The following is an 18,684-nucleotide window of genomic DNA, read 5'->3' on the forward strand; positions in this document are numbered from 1 at the left end:
AAAAATTATAAACCGGCAACATATTTTTATTAATACGCTTGCATTACTTAGAATTCAAATCATTAGACTACTATAGTAGTCGATCATTTTAAGTTTTTATTAACAGCGCAATGAGAGCATACAAGGCAGACGACGCGATCATTCGAAATCTAATACTTAGATATCGAAGAGACGCCCCCCGAAACGCCATTTGGCAATTTCGCAGACGAAGGAGATCGATATGATTGTCTCCGATTTATCGGGAGCCACCAGCGCAGCAAAGACAATCCCGGCCACGCCCCCGCCCGGCGCTGCATCGACGAAAAGCGATGGCGCTCAGGCCTCCAGCCGCGCCGGCTCTCAACAGGACTCGGTTGTCCTCAGCCCTCTCGCCTCGGAATTGAAGGGAGACTCCCTTGAGGTCTTCTCACAGCTTTCAACCGAGGATCGCAGCAAACTCGGAAACTTGGTTTCCTCCGGAGCGATGAGCGCGCGGGACCTGGGACTTGCTCTGTCCAGTCATTTGAAGCAGCAACGCGCCAACACATTCTGGGGCAAGGCATCCGATGCCGTTGAGTCCCTTTCGGGCCGTGCATCCGGGACGCCCGGCCCACTCGACATTTCGGCAGAACAGATGAGTCAGACCTCCGCGCGGCGCAACGCGATCAAAAACAGTGGCATGACCGGCGCTCAGGAAATCGCCGCGATGCAGCAAATGCAAAGCGAAATCTTCGGCAAGAATGCCGAGGGCTCTGCGGACTTCGAAGCTGCCAAAAGATCGTTTGGAAATGTCAGCACGCCGTATTTTATGAGCGCTGGCGATGAACGCTACGTGCAGAGTGACGAAGAGCGCCAAGCCGGACAGCGCTTGAACGAACTTGGCTTCAAATCGGAAAAATTCGAATCCGCCATCAAGATGTTGGCCGAAGCGGACGTAAACAATCACGCGAAGGAAAACGAAAAGATCCTCGATAAAATCAAATCCGGATCGGCGTGGTGACACGGATCGGGAGAGCGAGCATGGTCAAGGTTGCCACCTCATGCCGGCAGTCCCGCAAGGCGCTGCCGGCGTAGTCATCTCAATCAGCGCCAATGCTTTGATCTGCCGGATGTCACGGTTGGACAATGACGAGGCCATCATCGTGCAACTGAATTATGCACTCAACAACGGCCCCGTCCGCCGCAGCGTCGTCCCCGCCACCTTGGCGATCCGCTTGCCCGCCAGGGTGAAGCGGGTCGCGCTGTGGGCGTAGAGCACGCCCGCCGACCCGCTGCGCACCGGGGTCACCTCTCCGGTCAGCGGGTCGAGAATGTCGGCGACCACGGCGCCGGCCTCCACGCGGTCGCCCGCCTTGTGATGGAAGACCACCACGCCGCCCACCGGGGCGGTCAGCGGTTCGGAGGATTCCAGCGGGGTCGGGGCGCACAGCGGCTCCGGCAGGGCCGGAGGCTCGCCGGACAGGATGCCGACATGGGTGAGGAAGCCGGCGATGGCCTGGGCGTCCGCTTCGCCCTGGGCGTGCTCCACGTCGGCCTGCCCGCGCAGCTCCACGGTCACGGAATGGCAGCCGAAGGGGATCGGGCGGTCGGGCCAGCGCTTGGCAAGCTCGTTCCAGGGGCGGCTGACCGCCTCGTCGAAGGGGTCGCCGCCGGATTCCTCGGCCAGGAAGACCGCCCGCGCGCCCAGCAGCCGCTGCAACGGGGCGAAGACCTCCGCCGAGGGCGTCAGGGTGTAGAGGTGCATCACCGCTTCCAGGTCGCAATGCAGGTCCAGCACCCAGTCGGCCTGGAGCGCCAGGGCCAGAAGACGGTGCTTCATGTGCTCCGTCTCGGTGCGCGGGGTGCGCTCGACCAGCGCGTCGGCCAGGGCGGCGCGGATGGCGGCCTTGTTGGCCTCGCCGTCGTTGGTCAGCCGATCGGCCACGCGCTCGGCCACCGCCTCGGTCAGGTGGGGGTAGTCGCGGTTGAAGTTCTTGCCGTCGTCCTGGTCGAAGCGGCCCAGGTGATGGTCCATCAGCGACTGGCCCAGACCCACCGGGTTGGCGACCGGGACGAGGATCACCTCGCCGGCGATCCGCCCCTCGGCCTCCAGCGCGATCAGGATGCGGCGCAGCTTGTCGGCCACCAGCATCGCCGGGATCTCGTCGGCGTGCAGCGACGCTTGGATGTAGGCGCAGGGCCGCGCGCCCGCCGTGCCGAAGCGCTGGACGGTCAGGGTCCGCCGGGTGCCGGGGGTGGCGGACGGGAGGTCGATGATGGCGCTGTGCATGGCGGATCGCTGCTGGATGGATGGGAAGCCCGCCCCACCGTGGCGAAGGCCGGGGCGGGCCGCAAGCGCCTTTTGCGCTGGGCGGTTCGTTGAAATCCCCTCTCCCCCCTGCTCACGCGCAAACACAGTTTGCGCTGACGCGACAGGCGGACCTTTGGTCCGCCGAAAGCGGGGAGAGGGTCAGGGTGAGGGGGTTGCGCGTCTGCCGGACGTACCGCCATGCACACCCCCCTCACCGGCCCTCCGGGCCACCCTCTCCCCAGGGGGGAGAGGGTTAAAAAGGGCGAATGCGATGACTCAGGCCCTTTACGGAACGGCGGTTCCCGTCAGAACCGCGTCGAACTGCTCCAGCGCCCAATCGACCTGCTCGCGGGTGATGACCAGCGGCGGGGCGATGCGGATGGTGTGGTCGTGGGTGTCCTTCGCCAGGACCCCGCGCGCGCGCAGCGCTTCGCAATAGCGGCGCGCCCCGCCCGCCTCCGGGTGCAGCTCCACCGCCAGCATCAGGCCGCGCCCGCGCACATCGCGGATCACGTTGCTGCGGATGGCGCCGAGCTGCTCCAGGAAATAGGCGCCCTGGGCGGCGGCGTTGTCGATCATGCCCTCCTCCACCAGCACCCGCATGGCGGCGCGGGCGACGGCGCAGGCCAGCGGGTTGCCGCCGAAGGTGCTGCCGTGCTGGCCGGGCTTCAGCACGCCCAGCACCTCGGAGTTCGACAGCACCGCCGACACCGGGTAGAAACCGCCGGACAGCGCCTTGCCGATCAGGGTGACGTCGGCCTCCACCCCCTCATGCTCCTCGGCCAGCAGCTTGCCGGTGCGGCCCAGCCCGGTCTGGATCTCGTCCAGGATCATCACGACGTTGCGCTCCGTGCACAGGTCGCGCACCCGGCGCAGATAGCCGGCGGGCGGGATCACCACCCCGGCCTCGCCCTGGATCGGCTCCAGCAGGACGGCCACCGTGTTGGGGGTCATCGCCGCCTCCAGCGCCGCCGCGTCGCCGAAGGGCACGGTGCGGAAGCCCGGCGTGAAGGGGCCGAAGCCGCCGCGGGCGTCGGGGTCGGTGCTGAAGCTGACGATGGAGATGGTGCGGCCGTGAAAATTGTCCGAGCAGACGATGATCTCCGCCTGGTTCTCCGGCACGCCGCGCACCTCGTAGCCCCACTTGCGCACCGTCTTGATCGCCGATTCCACCGCCTCCGCCCCGCTGTTCATCGGCAGGATCTTGTGCGAGCCGGTCAGCGCCGCCAGCTCCTCGTAGAACAGCGCGAGCTGGTCGTTGCGGAAGGCGCGGGAGGTCAGGGTCAGCTTCGACGCCTGTTGCACCATCGCCTCCAGAATCTTCGGGTGGCAATGGCCCTGGTTGACGGCGGAGTAGGCCGACAGGCAGTCGAGATAGCGGTTGCCCTCGGTGTCCCAGACATACACGCCCTCGCCGCGCGCCAGCACGACGTCCAGCGGCTTGTAATTGTGGGCGCCCAGGCGGTGTTCGGTCCCGATCAGGTCGGCGGCGTGCTGAAGCATGGCGTTCTCTCCGGGGGTTGTTTCTTGGCCGAGTGTCAGACGGCTTGGCCGCCGATCTGCGACTGGGTGACGGCGGGGTCGATGATGCGACGCCCGAACAGGCTCGCCACCAGATCGACCAGCAGGAGCGCGCTCTTGCCCCGCTCGTCGAGGAAGGGGTTCAGTTCCACCACGTCCAGCGAGCCGACGACGCCCGCGTCGTGCAGCATCTCCATGATCAGGTGCGCCTCGCGGTAGGTCGCGCCGCCCAGCACCGCCGTGCCCACCGCCGGCGCGATGGCGGGGTCGAGGAAGTCCACGTCCAGGCTGACGTGCAGATGGCCGCCGGCCTGCCGCACCCGCTCGATGATGCGGCGCATGTGGACGCCGACGCCATGCTCGTCGATCAGCCGCATGTCCACCACGTCCACCCCGCGGGCGCGCAGCAGGCGCCGCTCGCCGGGATCGAGGGAGCGGATGCCGAACAGATGGACGTGCGCCGGGTTCACGGTGGCCCGCTGCTCCGGCGGGAAGACGTCGTCGAAGCCGTCCTCCCCGCACAGCAGGGCCACCGGCATCCCGTGCATGTTGCCGGATGGCGAGGTGTGGGGGGTGTTGAAGTCGCCGTGGGCGTCCAGCCACAGAACGAACAGCGGCATGCCGGCCTCCCGGCAATGGCGGGCTACCCCGGTGACCGAACCCATGGACAGGCTGTGGTCGCCGCCCAGGAACACCGGCACGCCGCCGCCCTGCATCATGGAATAGGAGCGGTCGGCCAGCGCCCGCGACCAGGCGGTGATCTCCGCCAGACGGGCCGTCGCGGCGTCGCCCTCGCTCCAGGGGGCGGGGGTCAAGTCACCAAGGTCGCGGACCTCGTGCCCCAGCTCGCGCAGGGCGCGGACCAGACCCGCCGTGCGCAACGCTGCCGGCCCCATCAGGGCGCCCGGATGGCCGGCCCCCGCCTCGATGGGAACGCCGATGATCTCCACGAAGCGCTGATCGTCCCGATCCCCCGACGCCATGCCGTCCCTCTCTGTGTGCGATCGTGCCTCCCATGACTATCGGGGGCGGAGCAGGCGGCAGAAAGACGGAAAAGTGCCAACGAACGGCGGCGTTTTTGACAGTTTGGCAAGCTAGGCTTATCATTCTGGCATGGACGACCTGGACCACCGCCTGCTGGGCCTGCTGCGCGCCGACGCGCGCCAGCCCGTCGCCGGCCTCGCCGCCGCGCTGAAGGTGTCGCGCGCGACCGTGCGTGCGCGCATCGACCGTCTGGTCGAGAGCGGGGTCATCGCCGGCTTCACGGTGCTGCTGCGCAAGGATCTGCGGCCCGCCATGGTCCGGGCCATCACGATGATCGAGGTGGAGGGCCGCGCCGCCGAGACGGTCATCGCCCGCCTGCACGGCTTTCCGGAGGTGCGGACGGTCTACACCACCAACGGGCGCTGGGACGTCGTCGCTGAAATCGAAACGGAGTCGCTGGAGGCCTTCGACGACACGCTGCGCCGCGTCCGGCAGATCGCCGGCATCGCCTCCACCGAAACCAGCATCCTGCTCTCCGCCCGCAAGGCGGTGCTGTAGGCGTTGGAGCCGCGTCGCTCCGTTGGCAGACAAGATTTGACACGGATTTCACGGATTGAACCGGATTTCACGGAGTCCTTCGGCTCGGTGCAATTTGCGGAGCGTGGCCTCGGATTGAAAAAATCCGCGTAATCCGTGTCTGAATCCGTGAAATCCGTGTCGAATCTTGCTTGTCCTGGGCGTCGCGCACAGACGATGAACTTGGTCAGCCCCCCAGGCCGGCCAGGACGCCGCCCAGAAGCGGCTGGCCGAACAGCGCGCCCAGCGCGAATCCGACGATCAGCCCGACCGCCGCGGCGACCAGTGCCCGGCCGCCACCACCCTTGGACGCCTCAGCCCCAGCGCTGCGTCCGTTGCCGCCGCCCGTGGAATCATCGCCCTCGTCCGGCGCCGCCGCGCGCCGTGCGGTGTAGGAGGAGTCGGTGTCGGCGTGCCACGCGCGGATGCGGTCCTGCGCCGGCTTCAACTGCTCGTCGGTCGGGGAGGAGCCGCGGCCATGGACGATCTCCCACCCCAGCGCCAGGAAGCGGGTCGTCGTCCGCCCCTCCGGGCTGAAGATCGCGGCGGGCATCCGGCGGTAGGTCGCCTTCACCACGTCCACGTCGTAGGGGATCGCCGTGCGGAACATCAGTTCCGGGAATTCGGAGCGCAGCAGGGTCAGCGATTCGCGCCCGACCTCGTCGTTGGTGATCGACAGCATCAGGATGCCGGCCACCGACAGGTTGGGGTTCATGCCCTTCTGGATGTGCTCGACCACCGACAGGGTGCGCTTCAGCCCGTCCAGCGCGTAGCGTCCCGGAAAGACCGGAAGCACCAACCGGTCCGATGCGGCCAGCGCGCCCGCCGCCAGATGGCCGAGCGCCGGCGGGCAGTCGATCACCACATAGTCCGGCGGGTTGCGCGAGAAGTGCAGCGCCTTGCGCAGGCCGCGCTGCGACCCGCCGCGGGCGTCCAGCGCGTGCTCCAGCGAATAGAGCTTCCGCGCCCCGACGATCATCGACAGCCCGTCGAAGCTGGTCGGGGTGATGGCGTCCTCGACGAAGGTGTCCTGGCTCAGCAGGTCGTTGATGCCGACGCGCGCCTTCTCCCGCAGCAGGAAGTTGCTGGTGGCGCTGCTCTGCGGGTCGAAGTCGATCAGGACGACGCTCTTGCCCAGCGCTGCCAGCGCCAGGGCGAGGTTGACGGAGGTGGTCGTCTTGCCGACGCCGCCCTTCTGATTGTACACCGCCAGGATGGTCGGCTGCCGCGTCTCCGGCGCGTCGAAGACGTCTTCGTGGCTGGTCATGTCCATTCCGCTTCGTCGTTTCGCGGGTGTTCGTCCTGCGGGCCAAGAGCCGCCGAAAGCGGCGCACTATACGCGTTGGAACGCGCCGGTGTCTTCCCGCAGATGCGCCGGTGTCGCGAAAGGTAACAGCTTCAGCGTGCCTTGAAGGCCGCCAGCTGGCCGGGCAGCGGCGCCATGGTCAGGCTGACGCGCACGATTTCCCACCGTCCCTCGGCACCGGGAGGAGCGCCGTCGCAGGGGCGGCGGTCGAGGATATCGAAGGTCAGGCTGGACAGCCCGTCCTCCTCCGGGATCGTGCCACCGGCCCAATTGGCCTGGAACACCCGCTTGTTGACCCGCGAGATGGGCGAGGCCGAGGCGTCGGGGTTGAAGCCCTCGTTGTCGTGGTCCAGCGGCTCGAAGCGGCCGGGCCGCCGCGCGGTCGGAATGCGGCGGGAGCGGATGCGCAGCGACAGGTCGAAATCCTCGTAGCCCCAGCCCCAATAGGCGTTGGAATAGCCGTCGATCCGCCGGAACACATCGTTGGGCATCAGCAGGACGCCGCCCATCGTGCTCTCCAGGTCGGTGCTCACCGTCTGGTCCGAGCGGCCCGGCGCCACCGGCCGCTGCTCCGCCCCGAAGGACAGGATGGGGGTCGGCCGGTCGACCCAGGAGTAATCGGCGTCGAGGGGCAGATAGTCGATGTCGTGCAGGCAGGTGTAGCCGCTCTCCGCCTCGCCCAGCAGGAAGCCGACATTCTTGATGGCGCCCCGGTTGAAGGGCAGCCCGGCCTCCTGCTCCACGATGGTGACGCGGTAGTCGATCGGTTCGGGGAGCGTTGCGAAGTAAGCGCCGACCCGCGGAACGAACTCCCGCAGATGCGCCGCGCGGTCGCGGTAGGGCACGACGATGTGAAGCCGCCGGTCCGTGGTCGTCATCGCGCGTCTCCCGCCGCTGTGAATCGTTTCCAGATCGCCCGATAGGCGTCCTCCAGATCGCGGGCGAACCGGTCGCCGTCGAACAGCGGGCTGGCCGTCCGCGCCGCCGCCAACCGCGCCTTCAGCCCGGCCAGCCGCTGCGGATCGCGGGCGAGATCCAGGGCCAGCGCTTCGTAGGCCGCCGGCGAGTCGGTGATCAGGTCCGGCAGCCCCACCGTGTCGAGCAGGCTGGCCGCCACCCGCCCGGCGAAGGTCCCGCCGCGGCAGGTCACCACCGGAAGCCCGGTCCACAGCGCGTCGCTGGCCGTGGTGTGGGCGTTGTAGGGCAGCGTGTCGAGGAACAGGTCGGCCAGCCGGTGGCGCGCCAGATGCTCCGCCAGGGGGCGCGGGGGCGCGAAGACGAGGCGCTCCGGCGCCACCCCGCGGGCCGCCGCCTCGCGCCGCAGGTTGCCGGCGACCAGCGGGTTGCCGGCGTAGAGCCACAGCACGCTCCCCGGCACGGCGCGCAGCAACCGCGCCCAGACGTCGAACACAGCGGGCGTCAGCTTGTAGGGGCTGTTGAAGCAGCAGAAGACGAAGCCGTCCTCCGGCAGCCCGCACTCGGCGCGCGACGGGGTGCGCTCGGCGATGGCGCGGTGGCGGTCGTTGGGCTGGTAGCAGTGGGGGAGCCGCACCACCGCCTCGCTGTAGAACGCCTCCTCGCCCGGCGGGATGGTCGCCGCGTCGGCCAGGATCACGTCGATGAAGTCCGCCCCCATGGTGCCGGGATAGCCCAGCCAGTTCACCTGCACCGGGGCGGGCCGCGCCGCCAGGATCGCCGTGCGGGCGAAGGCCGTGTAGCCCTTCAGGTCGACCAGGATGTCGATGCCATCGGCGGCGATGGCTTGCGCGGCGTCGCGGTCGGAACGGTAGCGCAGGTCCACGAAACGCTCGACCGCCGCGGTCAGTCGCCGGCGCATCGGGCTGCCGTCGTCGATGCCGGTGGAATAGGCGGTGACGGCGAAGCGCGTCCGGTCGTGCCGCTCCAGAAGTTCCGCCATCAGATAGGCCGTGGCGTGCTCGTGGAAGTCGGCGGAGAGGTAGCCGACGCGCAGGCGCCCATCACCCGAAACCGTGGGCCGCGCCACGGCCGGCACGCCATGCGCCTTCTGCCGCGCCCAGCGCTCCGCCGCCGCCCGCTGGTCCGCCAGGGTCGTGTCCACCGCCAGCAGGCCGAAGGGCGGCACGCCCAGCGCTCCGGCGCGCAGCCGCCCGATCAGGTCGCTTTCCAGCGCCGGCAGGTCGCGCCAGTCGCAGGCGTGCCGCTGCTGCTGCACCAGTTGCGCCAGCGCCGGGTTGTAGGCGGGGGAGAGCTGGCGGACGCGGCGGAGGGCCTCAATGGACAGCGCGATCCGGTCCGCCAGCGTCGCGGCGGCGGCCAGATCCTCCCAGCCCGCCGGATCGTCGGGATCGAGAGCCACCGCCCGGCGCAGCGCGTCAAGCGCAGCGTCCGGCCGCAAGGCGCCGGTCAGCGTCTGCCCGAGAATCCGCCACGCCGCGCCATGCTCCGGATGCCGCCCGATCGCGCCGCGCAGCAGCGTCAGGGCGCCGGACAGGTCATGCAAGGCAAGCCGTTCCATCGCCAGATCGACGGCCGCCGCAGGGGAGTCGGGCCGAAGCCTGAGGACTTCGCCGTACTCCGCCACCGCCTCCTCCCGCCGGCCGGCTGCGGCCAGCGCGTTGGCGAGGTTGTGGCGCAGGGCGGCATCGTCGGGCACCAGCCGCACCGCCACCGCACTCGCCCACACCGCCTCGTCCCAACGGCCGGCCGCGTGGGCGGCGTTGCCCAGCAGCATCCAGCCGTGCCGGTCCGCCGGGTTCAGCGCCGCCATCCGGCGGCCGATCCGCCCCGCCTCGTCCCGGCGCCCGGCGGCCAGGGCGAGAACGCCGAGATTGTTGAGCGACACCGCGTGTTCCGGGTTGCGCGACAGCGCCTCCCGATAGGCGGTTTCGGCCTCGCCGGTCCGGCCCAGAGCGTCCAGCGCGACCGCCAGATTCTTCCAGGTGCCGGCGTCCTCCGGCCGGTCGCGCAGGGCCTCGCGGTAGGCCGCCTCCGCCGCTTCGGGGCGGCCCTGATCCTGAAGCGCCACGCCGAGATTGTTCCACACCTCGCCCAGGCCGGGGCAGGCCGCCAGGACGGCGCGGTAATGCGGCTCGGCCTCCGCCGGACGTCCCTGGGCGTGGAGGGACAGCGCCACCCCGTAATGGGCGTCGGGGGAGTCGGGCGCCAGCTTCAGCGCCGCGCCGTAGACCGACCCCGCCGGCCCCCATTGCGACAGACCCGCCAGCAGCCCGCCGAAATCCAGATAGATGTCCACGTCCTTGCGCAGCGCCAGCGCCTGCTGGAACAACGCCACGGCCTCGCGGACGCGGCCTTCGCGCTGGGCGGCGACAGCCTGCCGGTGCAGCGCGGCGGCCCGTTCGGCGGTGTCGGGACGGTCCATGCGCCCTCCTCAGTCCCGCTGCCGGGTGTGCAGCAGGATGCGCGGGATCTCCGGCGGGCGGCGGTCGTCGCCCCATTGCGAGATGTCGGGGATCGTGCTCACCCCGCGGCGGCGGGCCAGCAGGCTGAGGACGCTCTGGTCGTGCCGGTGGTCGCGGAACTCCGGGTAGTTGGGCTTGCCGCACTCGTTCGGCGCGTCGGTGAGGATGCGCTCGTCCTGGGCGAAGCGCAGCCATTCGGAGACGAAGGCGATGGTTTCCGGCGTCCGTTCGCAGACGATGAAACTCGCCAGGATCTGGGTGGCGTCGGTGTATTCGGGCCGGTCCAGCCGCATGAAATGGAAGCAGTCGCGCTTGGTCCAGCCGCGGTTCTTGAACTCGTCCTGCAGCGTGAACAGCAGGATGGGCAGTTCGCGCCGTTCCCGGCACAGGTCGATCACCGGGTCGGCGCGGTGCACGAAATGGGCGCCGCTGTCGCAGTAGAACAGCACGTCGCCGTCCTTGAGATGGTCGCGCAGCAGGGTCCAGATGGCCCAGGGCTTCCACAGCCAATAGCCCGCGCCGCGCGGCTGGTCGAGGATGAAGCGGTTGCGCTCGACGAAGGCCGGGTCGATGTGGCTTCGGCCCAGCATGGCCACGGAGTCGAAGCCGCCGACCTCCAGCCCGCTCCGCGCGTTGCGCTTCTGCGCCGCCAGAAAGGCCCCGTCCGCGTAACTCAGCAGCACCCGCGCCATCGTTCTCCCTCCCCTCCGGCCCCTACAGCCGGCTCTCGATCCAGTCGGCGAGGCGATAGGCGTCGAAATGGAACTCCTCCGTCCCCAGGAAGGGCGCCACGGCGCGGTGGGCGCAATAGGCGTCGTAATCGTCATCCACCGCCAGGATGTGGTCCACCGCCTCCTCGTCCGTGGCGAAGCGCGACACGTCGATGAAGCTGCCCGTCGCCACCTCGCGCTCCAGGTCGGGATCGCCCCAATAGAGCGGCACCGCCCCGGCCTGGAAGACGTCGAGGATCTTCTCCGTCAGATAGCCGGGATGGCTGGCGTTCTCGAAGGCGAAGGCGAAGCGGTAGCGTTCGAAGACGCGGATCTTGGCCAGCCAGCCCATCTTGACGACGCTGCCGGTGTTGTTCAGGTGCCAGCCCACCGAATCGACGCGCCGCCGCCCGTCCAGCGCCGGAAAGAAGCGGTTGCGGCGCTCCCCGTTCGGATTCTTGTAAAGGAAGGCGCAGAAGCCGCGCTCCGCGAAGGCCGCCCGCGTCGGCGGGGCCGGCGGCAGCACCGGCGAGCAGAAATGCGGCACCGCCCCCTCCCGCATGTGCTCGTAGGCGTGCATGACATAGAGCGGCAGGCGGTAATGGCGCGGGTCGTCGACGCGGTCGAAGGACACCGCCATGTCGAAGCCGTCCAGCGGTGGACGGACGTTTTCCCCGGTGAAGAACAGGGTGCGGCGGCTGCGCGCCGCGCGGTGGCGCCCGCCGAAGACCGACACGATGGCGAGGTCGCTGTCGTCCTCGACCACCGACAGGTCGAAGCGGCTGGACAGGATCTCGATGAAGAAGTTCGTGCCCTTGTCGAACTCCGGCCAGAAGTCGTGGAAGGCCAGCTTCAGCCGGGGCCGGCCGCCGCGCCGTCCGCGGTACGGGCCATGCAGCAGGAAGCGGTCGAGCCGCTCCGGGTCGCCGCCGGGCTTCGCCAGGAATTCCTCAAGAAACACGCTTGTCCGCTGATCGAGCATCCCGCCATCCGTGCCGGATCGTTGCGGGACGCACGATACGGTCGCCGCGGCGGGAACGCCACCCCTTCCGCGCGCTCGCCGGGTCGGGTGACGCGGTGCGGACAACAAAAAACGCCCCGCGGATGACGGAGCGTTCGCAACACCACAGCCCCACGAAGGGAAGAAGTGGTGCCCAGGGACGGAGTCGAACCGCCGACACGGGGATTTTCAGTCCCCTGCTCTACCAACTGAGCTACCTGGGCACCGAGGCCGCGGTGGAGACCGCGGCGCGTCGAGGCGCGCTTTGTAGGCAAATTCGCCGGGCCTGTCCAGCCCTAAAATGCAGAAATCCGCCGCCCCGTCACTCCCGCTCGTCGGCCTCCTCGGCGTCCGGGCGGTCGGGGCTTTCGATGCGGTAGACGCCCCCCAGCCAGCGCGACAAATCCACGTCGGCGCAGCGCTTGGAGCAGAAGGGCTTGGTCTCCTCCACCGCCGGACGGCCGCAGATCGGGCAGGCCTTCTCGGTGGGCTTTTGACCCACAGGTTTCTGATTGTCGTTCATCGCTCAATCCTCCGCCGCGGCCGTGCTGCGGACGGTTCCCAGCAGATCGGCCAGGGCCGTGCCGCGCCGGGCGCGGGTCATCTCCACCAGACCCAGCTTGGACAGGCCATAGACCTGGGTCTGCGCCGGGTCATCCTCCACCGCGCGGGACAGGGCGTTCAGCAGCCGTTCGGCGTCGCCCCGGTTGCGCATGTTGACGAAATCGACGACGACGATCCCCCCGGCGTTGCGCAGGCGCAGTTGCCGGGCGATCTCCGCCGCCGCCGCCAGATTGACGTCCAGCGGGTTGCCGCGTTCCCCCGCGTTGACGTCCACGACGGTCATCGCCTCGGTCCGCTCGATGACCAGCGACCCGCCGCCGGACAGCGGCACCCGCGTGCCGAGCAGCGTTTCGATTTCAGCGTCGAGGTCGCGCAGGTCGAACAGCCGTTGCCGGCCCCCTCCTGTCCGATCGGCGGAGGGCACGGCAAGGAGGCGGGCGTCGAACGGCTCCACCCGCTCCTCCAGGTCCGGCGCGCGGTCGGCGCACCAGTCGGCGAGGTCGCGGGCCAGAGCCGCGTCGTCCACGATGATTCGCGACGGAACACTCGCCCCATGCTCGATCAGGGCACGGCGCGGCGCGTCGGGGCCGGGCAGCAGCAGCGCGGGACCGCCGCCCCGCTCCGCCGCGTCGCGGATGGACCGCCACGCCAGATGCAGCGCGTCCGACTCCGCGGCCAGCAGCCCGTCGGTCGCGGTGGCGGCGCCCGCCCGGACGATCCAGCCGGTGCCGGGGGCGATGTCCTGGATGCGGCGGGCCAGTTCCGCGCGCTCCGGCCCGCTGCCCAGCCGCTTCGACACCGCCACGTCGCGTCCCAGCGGCGCGTGCACCAGAAAGCGGCCCGGCAGGGTGATGTCCATGGTCAGGGACGGCCCCTTGGACCCGGTGGCGTCGGCCTTCACCTGCACCAGCACGGTCTGGCCGGTGCGCAGCAGGTTGCCGATCCGCTCGCCCTTGGCCTTCGGACGCCCCTTCGGCCCACGGGCGTCCAAGGCGGAGAGCAGGCCCGACTTGCCGGTGCCGAGATCGACGAAAGCGCCGTCCAGCCCTGTCGCGATGCGCTCCACCCGGCCGAGGAAGACATGGCCCAGCAGGGACGGGCGCTCGGCATGGTCGATGTAGAGGTCGGTCAGCCGCCCGCCGGTCAGCACGGCGGCCCGCGTCAGCGGACCGTCGCGATCGATGAGGATGTCCGATCCGGTACCGCCCGCCGGGCCGCTCACGGCAGCGGGAATCCCACGCCGCGCAGCAGCGCCGCCACTTCGAACAGGGGCAGCCCGACCACGTTGCTGTAGGAGCCGCCGATCCAGCGGACATGGGCCGCCGCCCGGCCCTGGATCGCATAGCCGCCGGCCTTGCCCTGCCATTCGCCGGAGGCGATGTAGGACTCGGTCTCCTCGTGGGACAGCGACTTGAAGGTCACGTCGGTGCGCACCAGCCGATCCGACCGGCGCAACGTTTCCCCTTCACCCGCGGGCGACAGCAGCACGACCCCGCCGAACACCCGGTGCCGCCGCCCGGACAGCAGGCCGAGGCAGGCGCGCGCCTGTTTCTCCTCCTCCGCCTTGGGCAGGATGCGGCGGCCGCAGGCGACCACCGTGTCGGCGGCCAGCACGAAGGCGCCGGGATGGCGCGCGGCCACGGCGGCAGCCTTCTCGCCGGCCAGACGCAGCGCATGCTGGGGCGGAAGCTCCCGCGGCAGGGGCGATTCGTCGATGTCTGCGGGGTCGACCGCGTCGGGCACCACGCCGATCTGGCGCAACAGGTCGAGCCGGCGGGGCGAGGCGGACGCCAGCACGAGCCGGTGGGTGGTTTCGGTGCTCATAACGCGGGGAGGATGGCCGACGGTGGAAACCGGTTCAACGCGGGAAACCGGTTCAATCACTTGAACCGGAACGTGATCCGGCCCTTGGTCAGGTCGTAGGGCGTCATCTCGACGTTGACGCGGTCACCGGCCAGCACGCGGATGCGGTTCTTGCGCATCTTGCCGGAGGTGTGCGCCAGCACTTCATGCTCGTTGTCGAGCTTCACCCGGAACATCGCGTTCGGCAGCAGCTCGACGACGGTCCCGGAGAACTCGATCAGATCTTCCTTAGCCATAGCCCCTTAAGTCCGTAACAGTTTCGAGGCAATAACTGACCTCCCGAAGCCGCCCGGTCAAGGGGGATTCCACCGGGGGCGGTGAGCCTCCGGCGTGGGGGTTGGCCAAAGCCTTCCAGATGGGACGGAAACATCCGCCGGTTCAGCCGAGCGGGTTTCCGTCGCCGTTTTCATACTCCGCCGCGCCGTCCGCGTCCATGCCCGCGGTGCCGCCGAGCGCCGCCGACTGGAAAGAACTGAGCGGCGACGGGCCGCCATCGAGCCGGACGCGGGGTTCCGCGGCCTGCGCGATACGCTCGAACATCTCTTTCTGGTCGGTGTCCATGCGCCGCGTCAGCCGCGCGACGGTCTCCGACGCCGTCAGCGCCCGGCCCGAGGCGCGGTCGTAGAACAGGCCGCGGTTGCTCCGTGCCGCGGTGGGCAGAAGCTCCGCGGCGGCCGCCCTGGGCGACGACTCGGCGGCGCGGATCAGCTTGGCCGCCCCGCCGACACCCAGCACATAGGCGATGCGGCTCTCGGTCTCCGACACCGGGCGCTTCAGCCGCTCCTCCAGCCGGTCGCGTCCTTCGGACAGGTAGCGCGCGGCCATGCCGGCGGAGAGGTCGACGTCGTGGCGCAGCGCCAGGATCTGGCGGCGCACCGCCGGGTCCTTGACCGAGGGAATGCCGTTGCGGCTCTGGATCGCGCTCGCCAGCTCGCCCTGGCCATAGGCGGAGCCGTGGCGGCGGAACAGGTCGAGCCAGGTGCGCTCCAGGAACTGGAACGGGCCGGCGGCCGAACTGGAGCGGTTGCGGGCCGCCGGGTCCAGCCCGCTTTCCTGGGTCGCCTGGGCCAGGATGGCGGTGAAGCTGTGCCCCGACAGGCCGGCGACCTGCTGGGCCGCCAGAACCACCTGCCCGGCCGCGGGGCTGTTCGCCAGGGCGGCGCCGATCACCGTCGATTGGGTCCCCGCCGCGGCAACCGTCGTCGCGGCGCCGCCCGGGGCGGCGTCTGGCTTGCGGAGGGGAAAGGGCACGCGCGTCCCGTCGGCGAGCTGGATCGGCGCCTCCGGTTTCATCGTCGGCAGGGGCGGCGCCTTCTGCCCGTTGGCCAACCGTCCGCGGGGAACCGGCTGGGCTTCGGCCAGCGCGCTTTGAAACGACCCGCCTGGCACGGCGCCGGTGGCGGGTGGCGACGCGGGAACATCCGGCTTGCGCTCGGGAATCGGGGCGAGTGGAGGCAGCGCGACCTTCATGGAACACCGGAACCGTCAAACCGGAACCGCCATCGCGGAACCTTTCGGCCCAGCTTTAGCACAAAGGCCTTAATTTTTCTTAATCATTGCTCAGGATCGCCGCGGGGACTCACTCGACAGGCGTGTCGGCCAGACGGGTGGGGCCGGCGTTGATGCCGGTCCGCCGGCCGTCGCCGTTCCAATGATCGACAGCGGCCAGAAGCTTGTTTTTCTCCAAAGGCTTGGCGAGATGATCGTCCATCCCCGCCTGACGGCAGCGCTCCACCTCGACGGCCAGCACGCCCGCCGACAGCGCCAGGATCGGGATGCGGCCCGGCGCGCCGGGCAGCGCCCGGATGCGCCGCGTCGCCTCCAGCCCGTCCATCACCGGCATCTGCACATCCATGAGGACGAGGTCGTACACGCGCTCCTGCACCGCGGTCACGGCGGCGGCGCCGTCGGGCACCGCGTCCACATGGTGCCCGGCCCGGGTCAGCATGGCGATCACCAGATCGCGGTTCATCGCCAGATCCTCGGCCAGCAGGATGCGCGCGCCGCGGCTCGACGGCTGGTGGCTCAGCGCGCCGCCGTCCTGGTCGTCCCGTTCCGGGGCGCTGGCGGGCTGCAGCGGCAGGCTGAACCAGAAGGTGCTGCCGACTCCGGGCTGGCTTTCCACACCGATCTCGCCGCCCATCAGCTCCACCAGGCGGCGGCAGATGGCCAGCCCCAGCCCGGTGCCGCCGCGCCCGCGGTCGAGTTGGCTGAAGCGCTGGAACAGCTCGCGCTGGCGGTCCTCGGGCACGCCGATGCCGGTGTCGCTCACGGTGAAGGTGTAGCGGCGCGGGCCGGCCCCGTCGCCCATCGCTTTCACGGTCAGGCGGACGCTGCCGGTGTCGGTGAATTTCACCGCGTTGCCCAGCAGGTTGAGCAGGATCTGGCGCACCCGGTCGGGATCGCCCATCACATAGCCGCGCGCCGCCGCGGAGACGGAGGTGTGCATCTCCAGCCCCTTCTGCTCGGCGGTCAGCCGCACGATGGCCTGGCAGCGGTCGGCCAGATCGTCCAGCCGGAACGGCACGCAGACCAGATCGAGCTTGCCCGCCTCCAGCTTCGACAGGTCCAGCACGTCGTTGATGACGGTCAGCAGGGACCGCCCGGCCTCGCGCACCTGGGAGGCGTAGCGCCGCTGCTCCGCCGTCAGGGGCGTTTCCAGGAGCATGTCGGCGAAGCCGATCACGCCGTTCATCGGCGTGCGGATCTCGTGGCTCATGGTCGCCAGGAAGTCCTCCTTGGCGCGGCTGCCGGCGCGGGCCTCCTCCATGGCGGCGCGCAGTTCCTGCTCGCGCCGCTTCAGCCGGCCCGACATGTCGTTGAAGGCGTTGGCGACCAGCCGGATCTCGTCGGGCGCGCCGCGGGACTCCACCACGGTCCCGACGTCGCCGGCGCCGATCCGCGTCGCCGCCTGGCTGAGAACGCGCATCCAGCGCAGGACCGAGGCGTGGAGCAGCGACCACAGCGCGGCCACGCTGAGCAGCCCGGCGATGCCGAGCAGGACCAGCCCGCGCAGCAGGTCGCGCTGGGCGTCCGCCACGATCGGCCCGGTCGGCATGCCCACGGCGAAGACCGTGCTGGTTTCCGGGGAGTGGCGGAAGGCCCAGATGCGGTTCAGCCCGTCGGCGCTTTCGCCCTCGAACGCGCCGTTGCCCTCGGCCAGCATGCGCCGGATGTGCGGGAAATCCGCCATGCTGCGCCCGACCCACCCTTCCGGATCGGGGTGACGGGCGATCACCACCCCGTGGCGGTCCAGCACAAGAATGCGCGCGTCGTCCTGCTTCGTCACCTTCACGAGATCGGTCAGCCAGGCCAAATCAATGGCGACGCCCAGCAACCGCTCGACCTCGCCCTGCACCAGCACCGGCTGCACCGCCAGGATCAGCGGCTTCCCCGACCGTTTGCCGATCACCACCTCGCTCAGCACGAAGGATCGGGTGTCCAGCGCCCGCTGGAAATACTCGCGCTCGCGCAGGCTGATCCCGGAGCCGGGGCCGGTCGTGTCGCAGATGAGGAGGCCGTTCGGGTCGGCCACCCACACGCCGGTCGTCCAGCGGTGCTGCCGCGGCATCGGCGCCAGCGTGGCGACGCAGGCGTCGGTGTTGCCGTGGGCGGCGTCGCGGACCGCCGGCACCAGGGCGAGGACGCTCAACAGGTTCCGCGCTTCGCCGATCAGGTCGCGCTGGCGCTCCACCCCGTCCTCGGTCAGGTGCCGCGCCAGCTCCCGGGCGCTGCTCAGGCGCTGGTCGAGCTGCTGGTTGAAGAAGTACAGCGCCCCGGCCAGCGGCAGGGCCAGCGACGTCAGAACGACGACCATCAGACGCAGCCGGAGACTCCGCAGGCCGGTGGCACGAATCAGGCGGGACGGCAAACCGGCGGGCATCAGGCGGAGAACCTCTCAGGGACCGCTAGAGTCTAGGGGGGGGAACGCACGTCATTCGATGATTCATCTCAATAGCACCTCAACCCAGCCTTGAAAAAGGACTTCCCCGAAGGAGGCCGCCGCGCCCGCGGATGATCACACCGTGGGGCCGCGGGACAGCGGGAAGCGCTCCTTGATCTTGCCCAGCAACCCGTCGCGCACCTTGCGGTAGGCGTCCAGCATGGCCTCGCGGTTGCCGTCCACCAGCGTCGGGTCGAAGGTGTTCCAGAACTCCACCTCGCAGGCCATCGTGCGGGTCATCTCGATGGCGCGGTGCTGCGCCTCCGGCGACAGCGACACGATCAGGTCGAAGTTCGTGTCCTCCAGATCCTCGAAGCTGCGGCAGCGATGGCGCGACAGGTCGATGCCCAACTCCTCCATCACGGCCACGGCGAAGGGATCGACCTCGTCCCCCTCGCGCACGCCGACCGAATCGACATAGACGCGCGTGCCGTGGAAATGCCGCATGATCGCCGCCGCCATCGGGGAGCGGATCATGTTGTAGGTGCAGGCGAACAACACGCTCGTCACGGGGAGCGGTTGCAGCACCGGAGCCATGCGCCGCCCG

17 protein-coding genes and 1 tRNA gene are annotated in these 18,684 nt (G+C 69.6%); 2 read left to right on the forward strand and 16 right to left on the reverse strand.

All coding sequences use genetic code 11. The features are described from left to right. Positions 1 to 220 precede the first annotated feature (220 nt). The gene (locus D3869_RS33885) at positions 221 to 979 is read left to right on the forward strand and encodes a hypothetical protein (RefSeq protein WP_247895783.1); all 759 of its coding nucleotides are present in this window, start codon (positions 221 to 223) and stop codon (positions 977 to 979) included. A gap of 153 nt (positions 980 to 1,132) precedes the next feature. On the opposite strand, the gene D3869_RS18940 is transcribed toward D3869_RS33885, so the two are convergent. The 3 genes from D3869_RS18940 to rocF all read right to left on the reverse strand — a co-directional run bounded on the left by D3869_RS18940 (position 1,133) and on the right by rocF (position 4,773). Continuing rightward, the gene (locus tag D3869_RS18940) at positions 1,133 to 2,248 is read right to left on the reverse strand and encodes a M14 family metallopeptidase (protein ID WP_137141432.1); all 1,116 of its coding nucleotides are present in this window, start codon (positions 2,246 to 2,248) and stop codon (positions 1,133 to 1,135) included. 306 nt (positions 2,249 to 2,554) lie between these two features. Beyond that, positions 2,555 to 3,772 carry an ornithine--oxo-acid transaminase gene (gene rocD, locus D3869_RS18950; RefSeq protein ID WP_137141433.1) on the reverse strand — a complete coding sequence of 406 codons (1,218 nt, stop codon included), beginning with the start codon at positions 3,770 to 3,772 and terminating at the stop codon, positions 2,555 to 2,557. 35 nt (positions 3,773 to 3,807) lie between these two features. Beyond that, the gene (rocF, locus tag D3869_RS18955) at positions 3,808 to 4,773 is read right to left on the reverse strand and encodes an arginase (protein WP_137141434.1); all 966 of its coding nucleotides are present in this window, start codon (positions 4,771 to 4,773) and stop codon (positions 3,808 to 3,810) included. Positions 4,774 to 4,903: 130 nt separating this feature from the next. Here rocF and D3869_RS18960 point away from each other — a divergent pair, with 130 nt between their 5' ends. Further along, positions 4,904 to 5,332, forward strand: a complete 429-nt coding sequence (locus D3869_RS18960; RefSeq protein ID WP_014198205.1) for an Lrp/AsnC family transcriptional regulator — start codon at positions 4,904 to 4,906, stop codon at positions 5,330 to 5,332. Between the two features lie 205 nt (positions 5,333 to 5,537). On the opposite strand, the gene D3869_RS18965 is transcribed toward D3869_RS18960, so the two are convergent. The 13 genes from D3869_RS18965 to D3869_RS19025 form a co-directional block, all read right to left on the reverse strand. Continuing rightward, a complete protein-coding gene (locus D3869_RS18965) occupies positions 5,538 to 6,617 on the reverse strand; it encodes a ParA family protein (RefSeq protein ID WP_236778249.1) in 1,080 nt (359 codons plus the stop codon). Between the two features lie 131 nt (positions 6,618 to 6,748). Further along, positions 6,749 to 7,534, reverse strand: a complete 786-nt coding sequence (locus tag D3869_RS18970; protein WP_137141435.1) for a galactosyltransferase-related protein — start codon at positions 7,532 to 7,534, stop codon at positions 6,749 to 6,751. After that, positions 7,531 to 10,017, reverse strand: coding sequence for a tetratricopeptide repeat protein (locus D3869_RS18975; protein ID WP_137141436.1), 2,487 nt, complete (start codon positions 10,015 to 10,017; stop codon positions 7,531 to 7,533). The genes D3869_RS18970 and D3869_RS18975 overlap by 4 nt, the downstream gene beginning before the upstream one ends. A gap of 9 nt (positions 10,018 to 10,026) precedes the next feature. After that, positions 10,027 to 10,749 (reverse strand): hypothetical protein, encoded by a 723-nt coding sequence (locus D3869_RS18980; RefSeq protein WP_137141437.1) that lies wholly within the window; start codon positions 10,747 to 10,749, stop codon positions 10,027 to 10,029. Between the two features lie 22 nt (positions 10,750 to 10,771). Then, positions 10,772 to 11,749, reverse strand: coding sequence for a glycosyltransferase family 10 domain-containing protein (locus D3869_RS18985; RefSeq protein ID WP_137141438.1), 978 nt, complete (start codon positions 11,747 to 11,749; stop codon positions 10,772 to 10,774). 166 nt (positions 11,750 to 11,915) lie between these two features. Continuing rightward, positions 11,916 to 11,991 (reverse strand) — tRNA-Phe (locus D3869_RS18990). Between the two features lie 98 nt (positions 11,992 to 12,089). Beyond that, complete coding sequence (gene yacG, locus D3869_RS18995) at positions 12,090 to 12,290, reverse strand: DNA gyrase inhibitor YacG (RefSeq protein ID WP_137141439.1); 201 nt, start codon at positions 12,288 to 12,290, stop codon at positions 12,090 to 12,092. Between the two features lie 3 nt (positions 12,291 to 12,293). Further along, a complete protein-coding gene (locus D3869_RS19000; RefSeq protein ID WP_137141440.1) occupies positions 12,294 to 13,553 on the reverse strand; it encodes a ribonuclease E/G in 1,260 nt (419 codons plus the stop codon). Next, a complete protein-coding gene (locus D3869_RS19005) occupies positions 13,550 to 14,155 on the reverse strand; it encodes a Maf family protein (RefSeq protein ID WP_137141441.1) in 606 nt (201 codons plus the stop codon). The genes D3869_RS19000 and D3869_RS19005 overlap by 4 nt, the downstream gene beginning before the upstream one ends. 56 nt (positions 14,156 to 14,211) lie before the next feature. Further along, complete coding sequence (infA, locus tag D3869_RS19010; RefSeq protein ID WP_014198195.1) at positions 14,212 to 14,430, reverse strand: translation initiation factor IF-1; 219 nt, start codon at positions 14,428 to 14,430, stop codon at positions 14,212 to 14,214. A gap of 142 nt (positions 14,431 to 14,572) precedes the next feature. Continuing rightward, positions 14,573 to 15,664 (reverse strand): lytic transglycosylase domain-containing protein, encoded by a 1,092-nt coding sequence (locus D3869_RS19015; RefSeq protein WP_137141442.1) that lies wholly within the window; start codon positions 15,662 to 15,664, stop codon positions 14,573 to 14,575. A gap of 109 nt (positions 15,665 to 15,773) precedes the next feature. Next, positions 15,774 to 18,077 carry a hybrid sensor histidine kinase/response regulator gene (locus tag D3869_RS19020; protein ID WP_137141443.1) on the reverse strand — a complete coding sequence of 768 codons (2,304 nt, stop codon included), beginning with the start codon at positions 18,075 to 18,077 and terminating at the stop codon, positions 15,774 to 15,776. 135 nt (positions 18,078 to 18,212) lie between these two features. Next, positions 18,213 to 18,674, reverse strand: a complete 462-nt coding sequence (locus tag D3869_RS19025) for a low molecular weight phosphatase family protein (RefSeq protein ID WP_094306899.1) — start codon at positions 18,672 to 18,674, stop codon at positions 18,213 to 18,215. Positions 18,675 to 18,684: the final 10 nt, after the last annotated feature.

The sequence above is a fragment of the Azospirillum brasilense genome (assembly GCF_005222205.1).
In the GTDB taxonomy this organism is placed as follows: domain Bacteria; phylum Pseudomonadota; class Alphaproteobacteria; order Azospirillales; family Azospirillaceae; genus Azospirillum; species Azospirillum brasilense_G.

What these genes read in the sequence shown, in the direction of transcription:
- D3869_RS33885 (WP_247895783.1), top strand. Translation starts at nt 221, where the DNA reads ATGATTGTCTCCGATTTATCGGGAGCCACCAGCGCAGCAAAGACAATC.
- D3869_RS18940 (WP_137141432.1), bottom strand. Translation starts at nt 2,248, where the DNA reads ATGCACAGCGCCATCATCGACCTCCCGTCCGCCACCCCCGGCACCCGG.
- rocD (WP_137141433.1), bottom strand. Translation starts at nt 3,772, where the DNA reads ATGCTTCAGCACGCCGCCGACCTGATCGGGACCGAACACCGCCTGGGC.
- rocF (WP_137141434.1), bottom strand. Translation starts at nt 4,773, where the DNA reads ATGGCGTCGGGGGATCGGGACGATCAGCGCTTCGTGGAGATCATCGGC.
- D3869_RS18960 (WP_014198205.1), top strand. Translation starts at nt 4,904, where the DNA reads ATGGACGACCTGGACCACCGCCTGCTGGGCCTGCTGCGCGCCGACGCG.
- D3869_RS18965 (WP_236778249.1), bottom strand. Translation starts at nt 6,617, where the DNA reads ATGACCAGCCACGAAGACGTCTTCGACGCGCCGGAGACGCGGCAGCCG.
- D3869_RS18970 (WP_137141435.1), bottom strand. Translation starts at nt 7,534, where the DNA reads ATGACGACCACGGACCGGCGGCTTCACATCGTCGTGCCCTACCGCGAC.
- D3869_RS18975 (WP_137141436.1), bottom strand. Translation starts at nt 10,017, where the DNA reads ATGGACCGTCCCGACACCGCCGAACGGGCCGCCGCGCTGCACCGGCAG.
- D3869_RS18980 (WP_137141437.1), bottom strand. Translation starts at nt 10,749, where the DNA reads ATGGCGCGGGTGCTGCTGAGTTACGCGGACGGGGCCTTTCTGGCGGCG.
- D3869_RS18985 (WP_137141438.1), bottom strand. Translation starts at nt 11,749, where the DNA reads ATGCTCGATCAGCGGACAAGCGTGTTTCTTGAGGAATTCCTGGCGAAG.
- yacG (WP_137141439.1), bottom strand. Translation starts at nt 12,290, where the DNA reads ATGAACGACAATCAGAAACCTGTGGGTCAAAAGCCCACCGAGAAGGCC.
- D3869_RS19005 (WP_137141441.1), bottom strand. Translation starts at nt 14,155, where the DNA reads ATGAGCACCGAAACCACCCACCGGCTCGTGCTGGCGTCCGCCTCGCCC.
- infA (WP_014198195.1), bottom strand. Translation starts at nt 14,430, where the DNA reads ATGGCTAAGGAAGATCTGATCGAGTTCTCCGGGACCGTCGTCGAGCTG.
- D3869_RS19015 (WP_137141442.1), bottom strand. Translation starts at nt 15,664, where the DNA reads ATGAAGGTCGCGCTGCCTCCACTCGCCCCGATTCCCGAGCGCAAGCCG.
- D3869_RS19020 (WP_137141443.1), bottom strand. Translation starts at nt 18,077, where the DNA reads ATGCCCGCCGGTTTGCCGTCCCGCCTGATTCGTGCCACCGGCCTGCGG.
- D3869_RS19025 (WP_094306899.1), bottom strand. Translation starts at nt 18,674, where the DNA reads ATGGCTCCGGTGCTGCAACCGCTCCCCGTGACGAGCGTGTTGTTCGCC.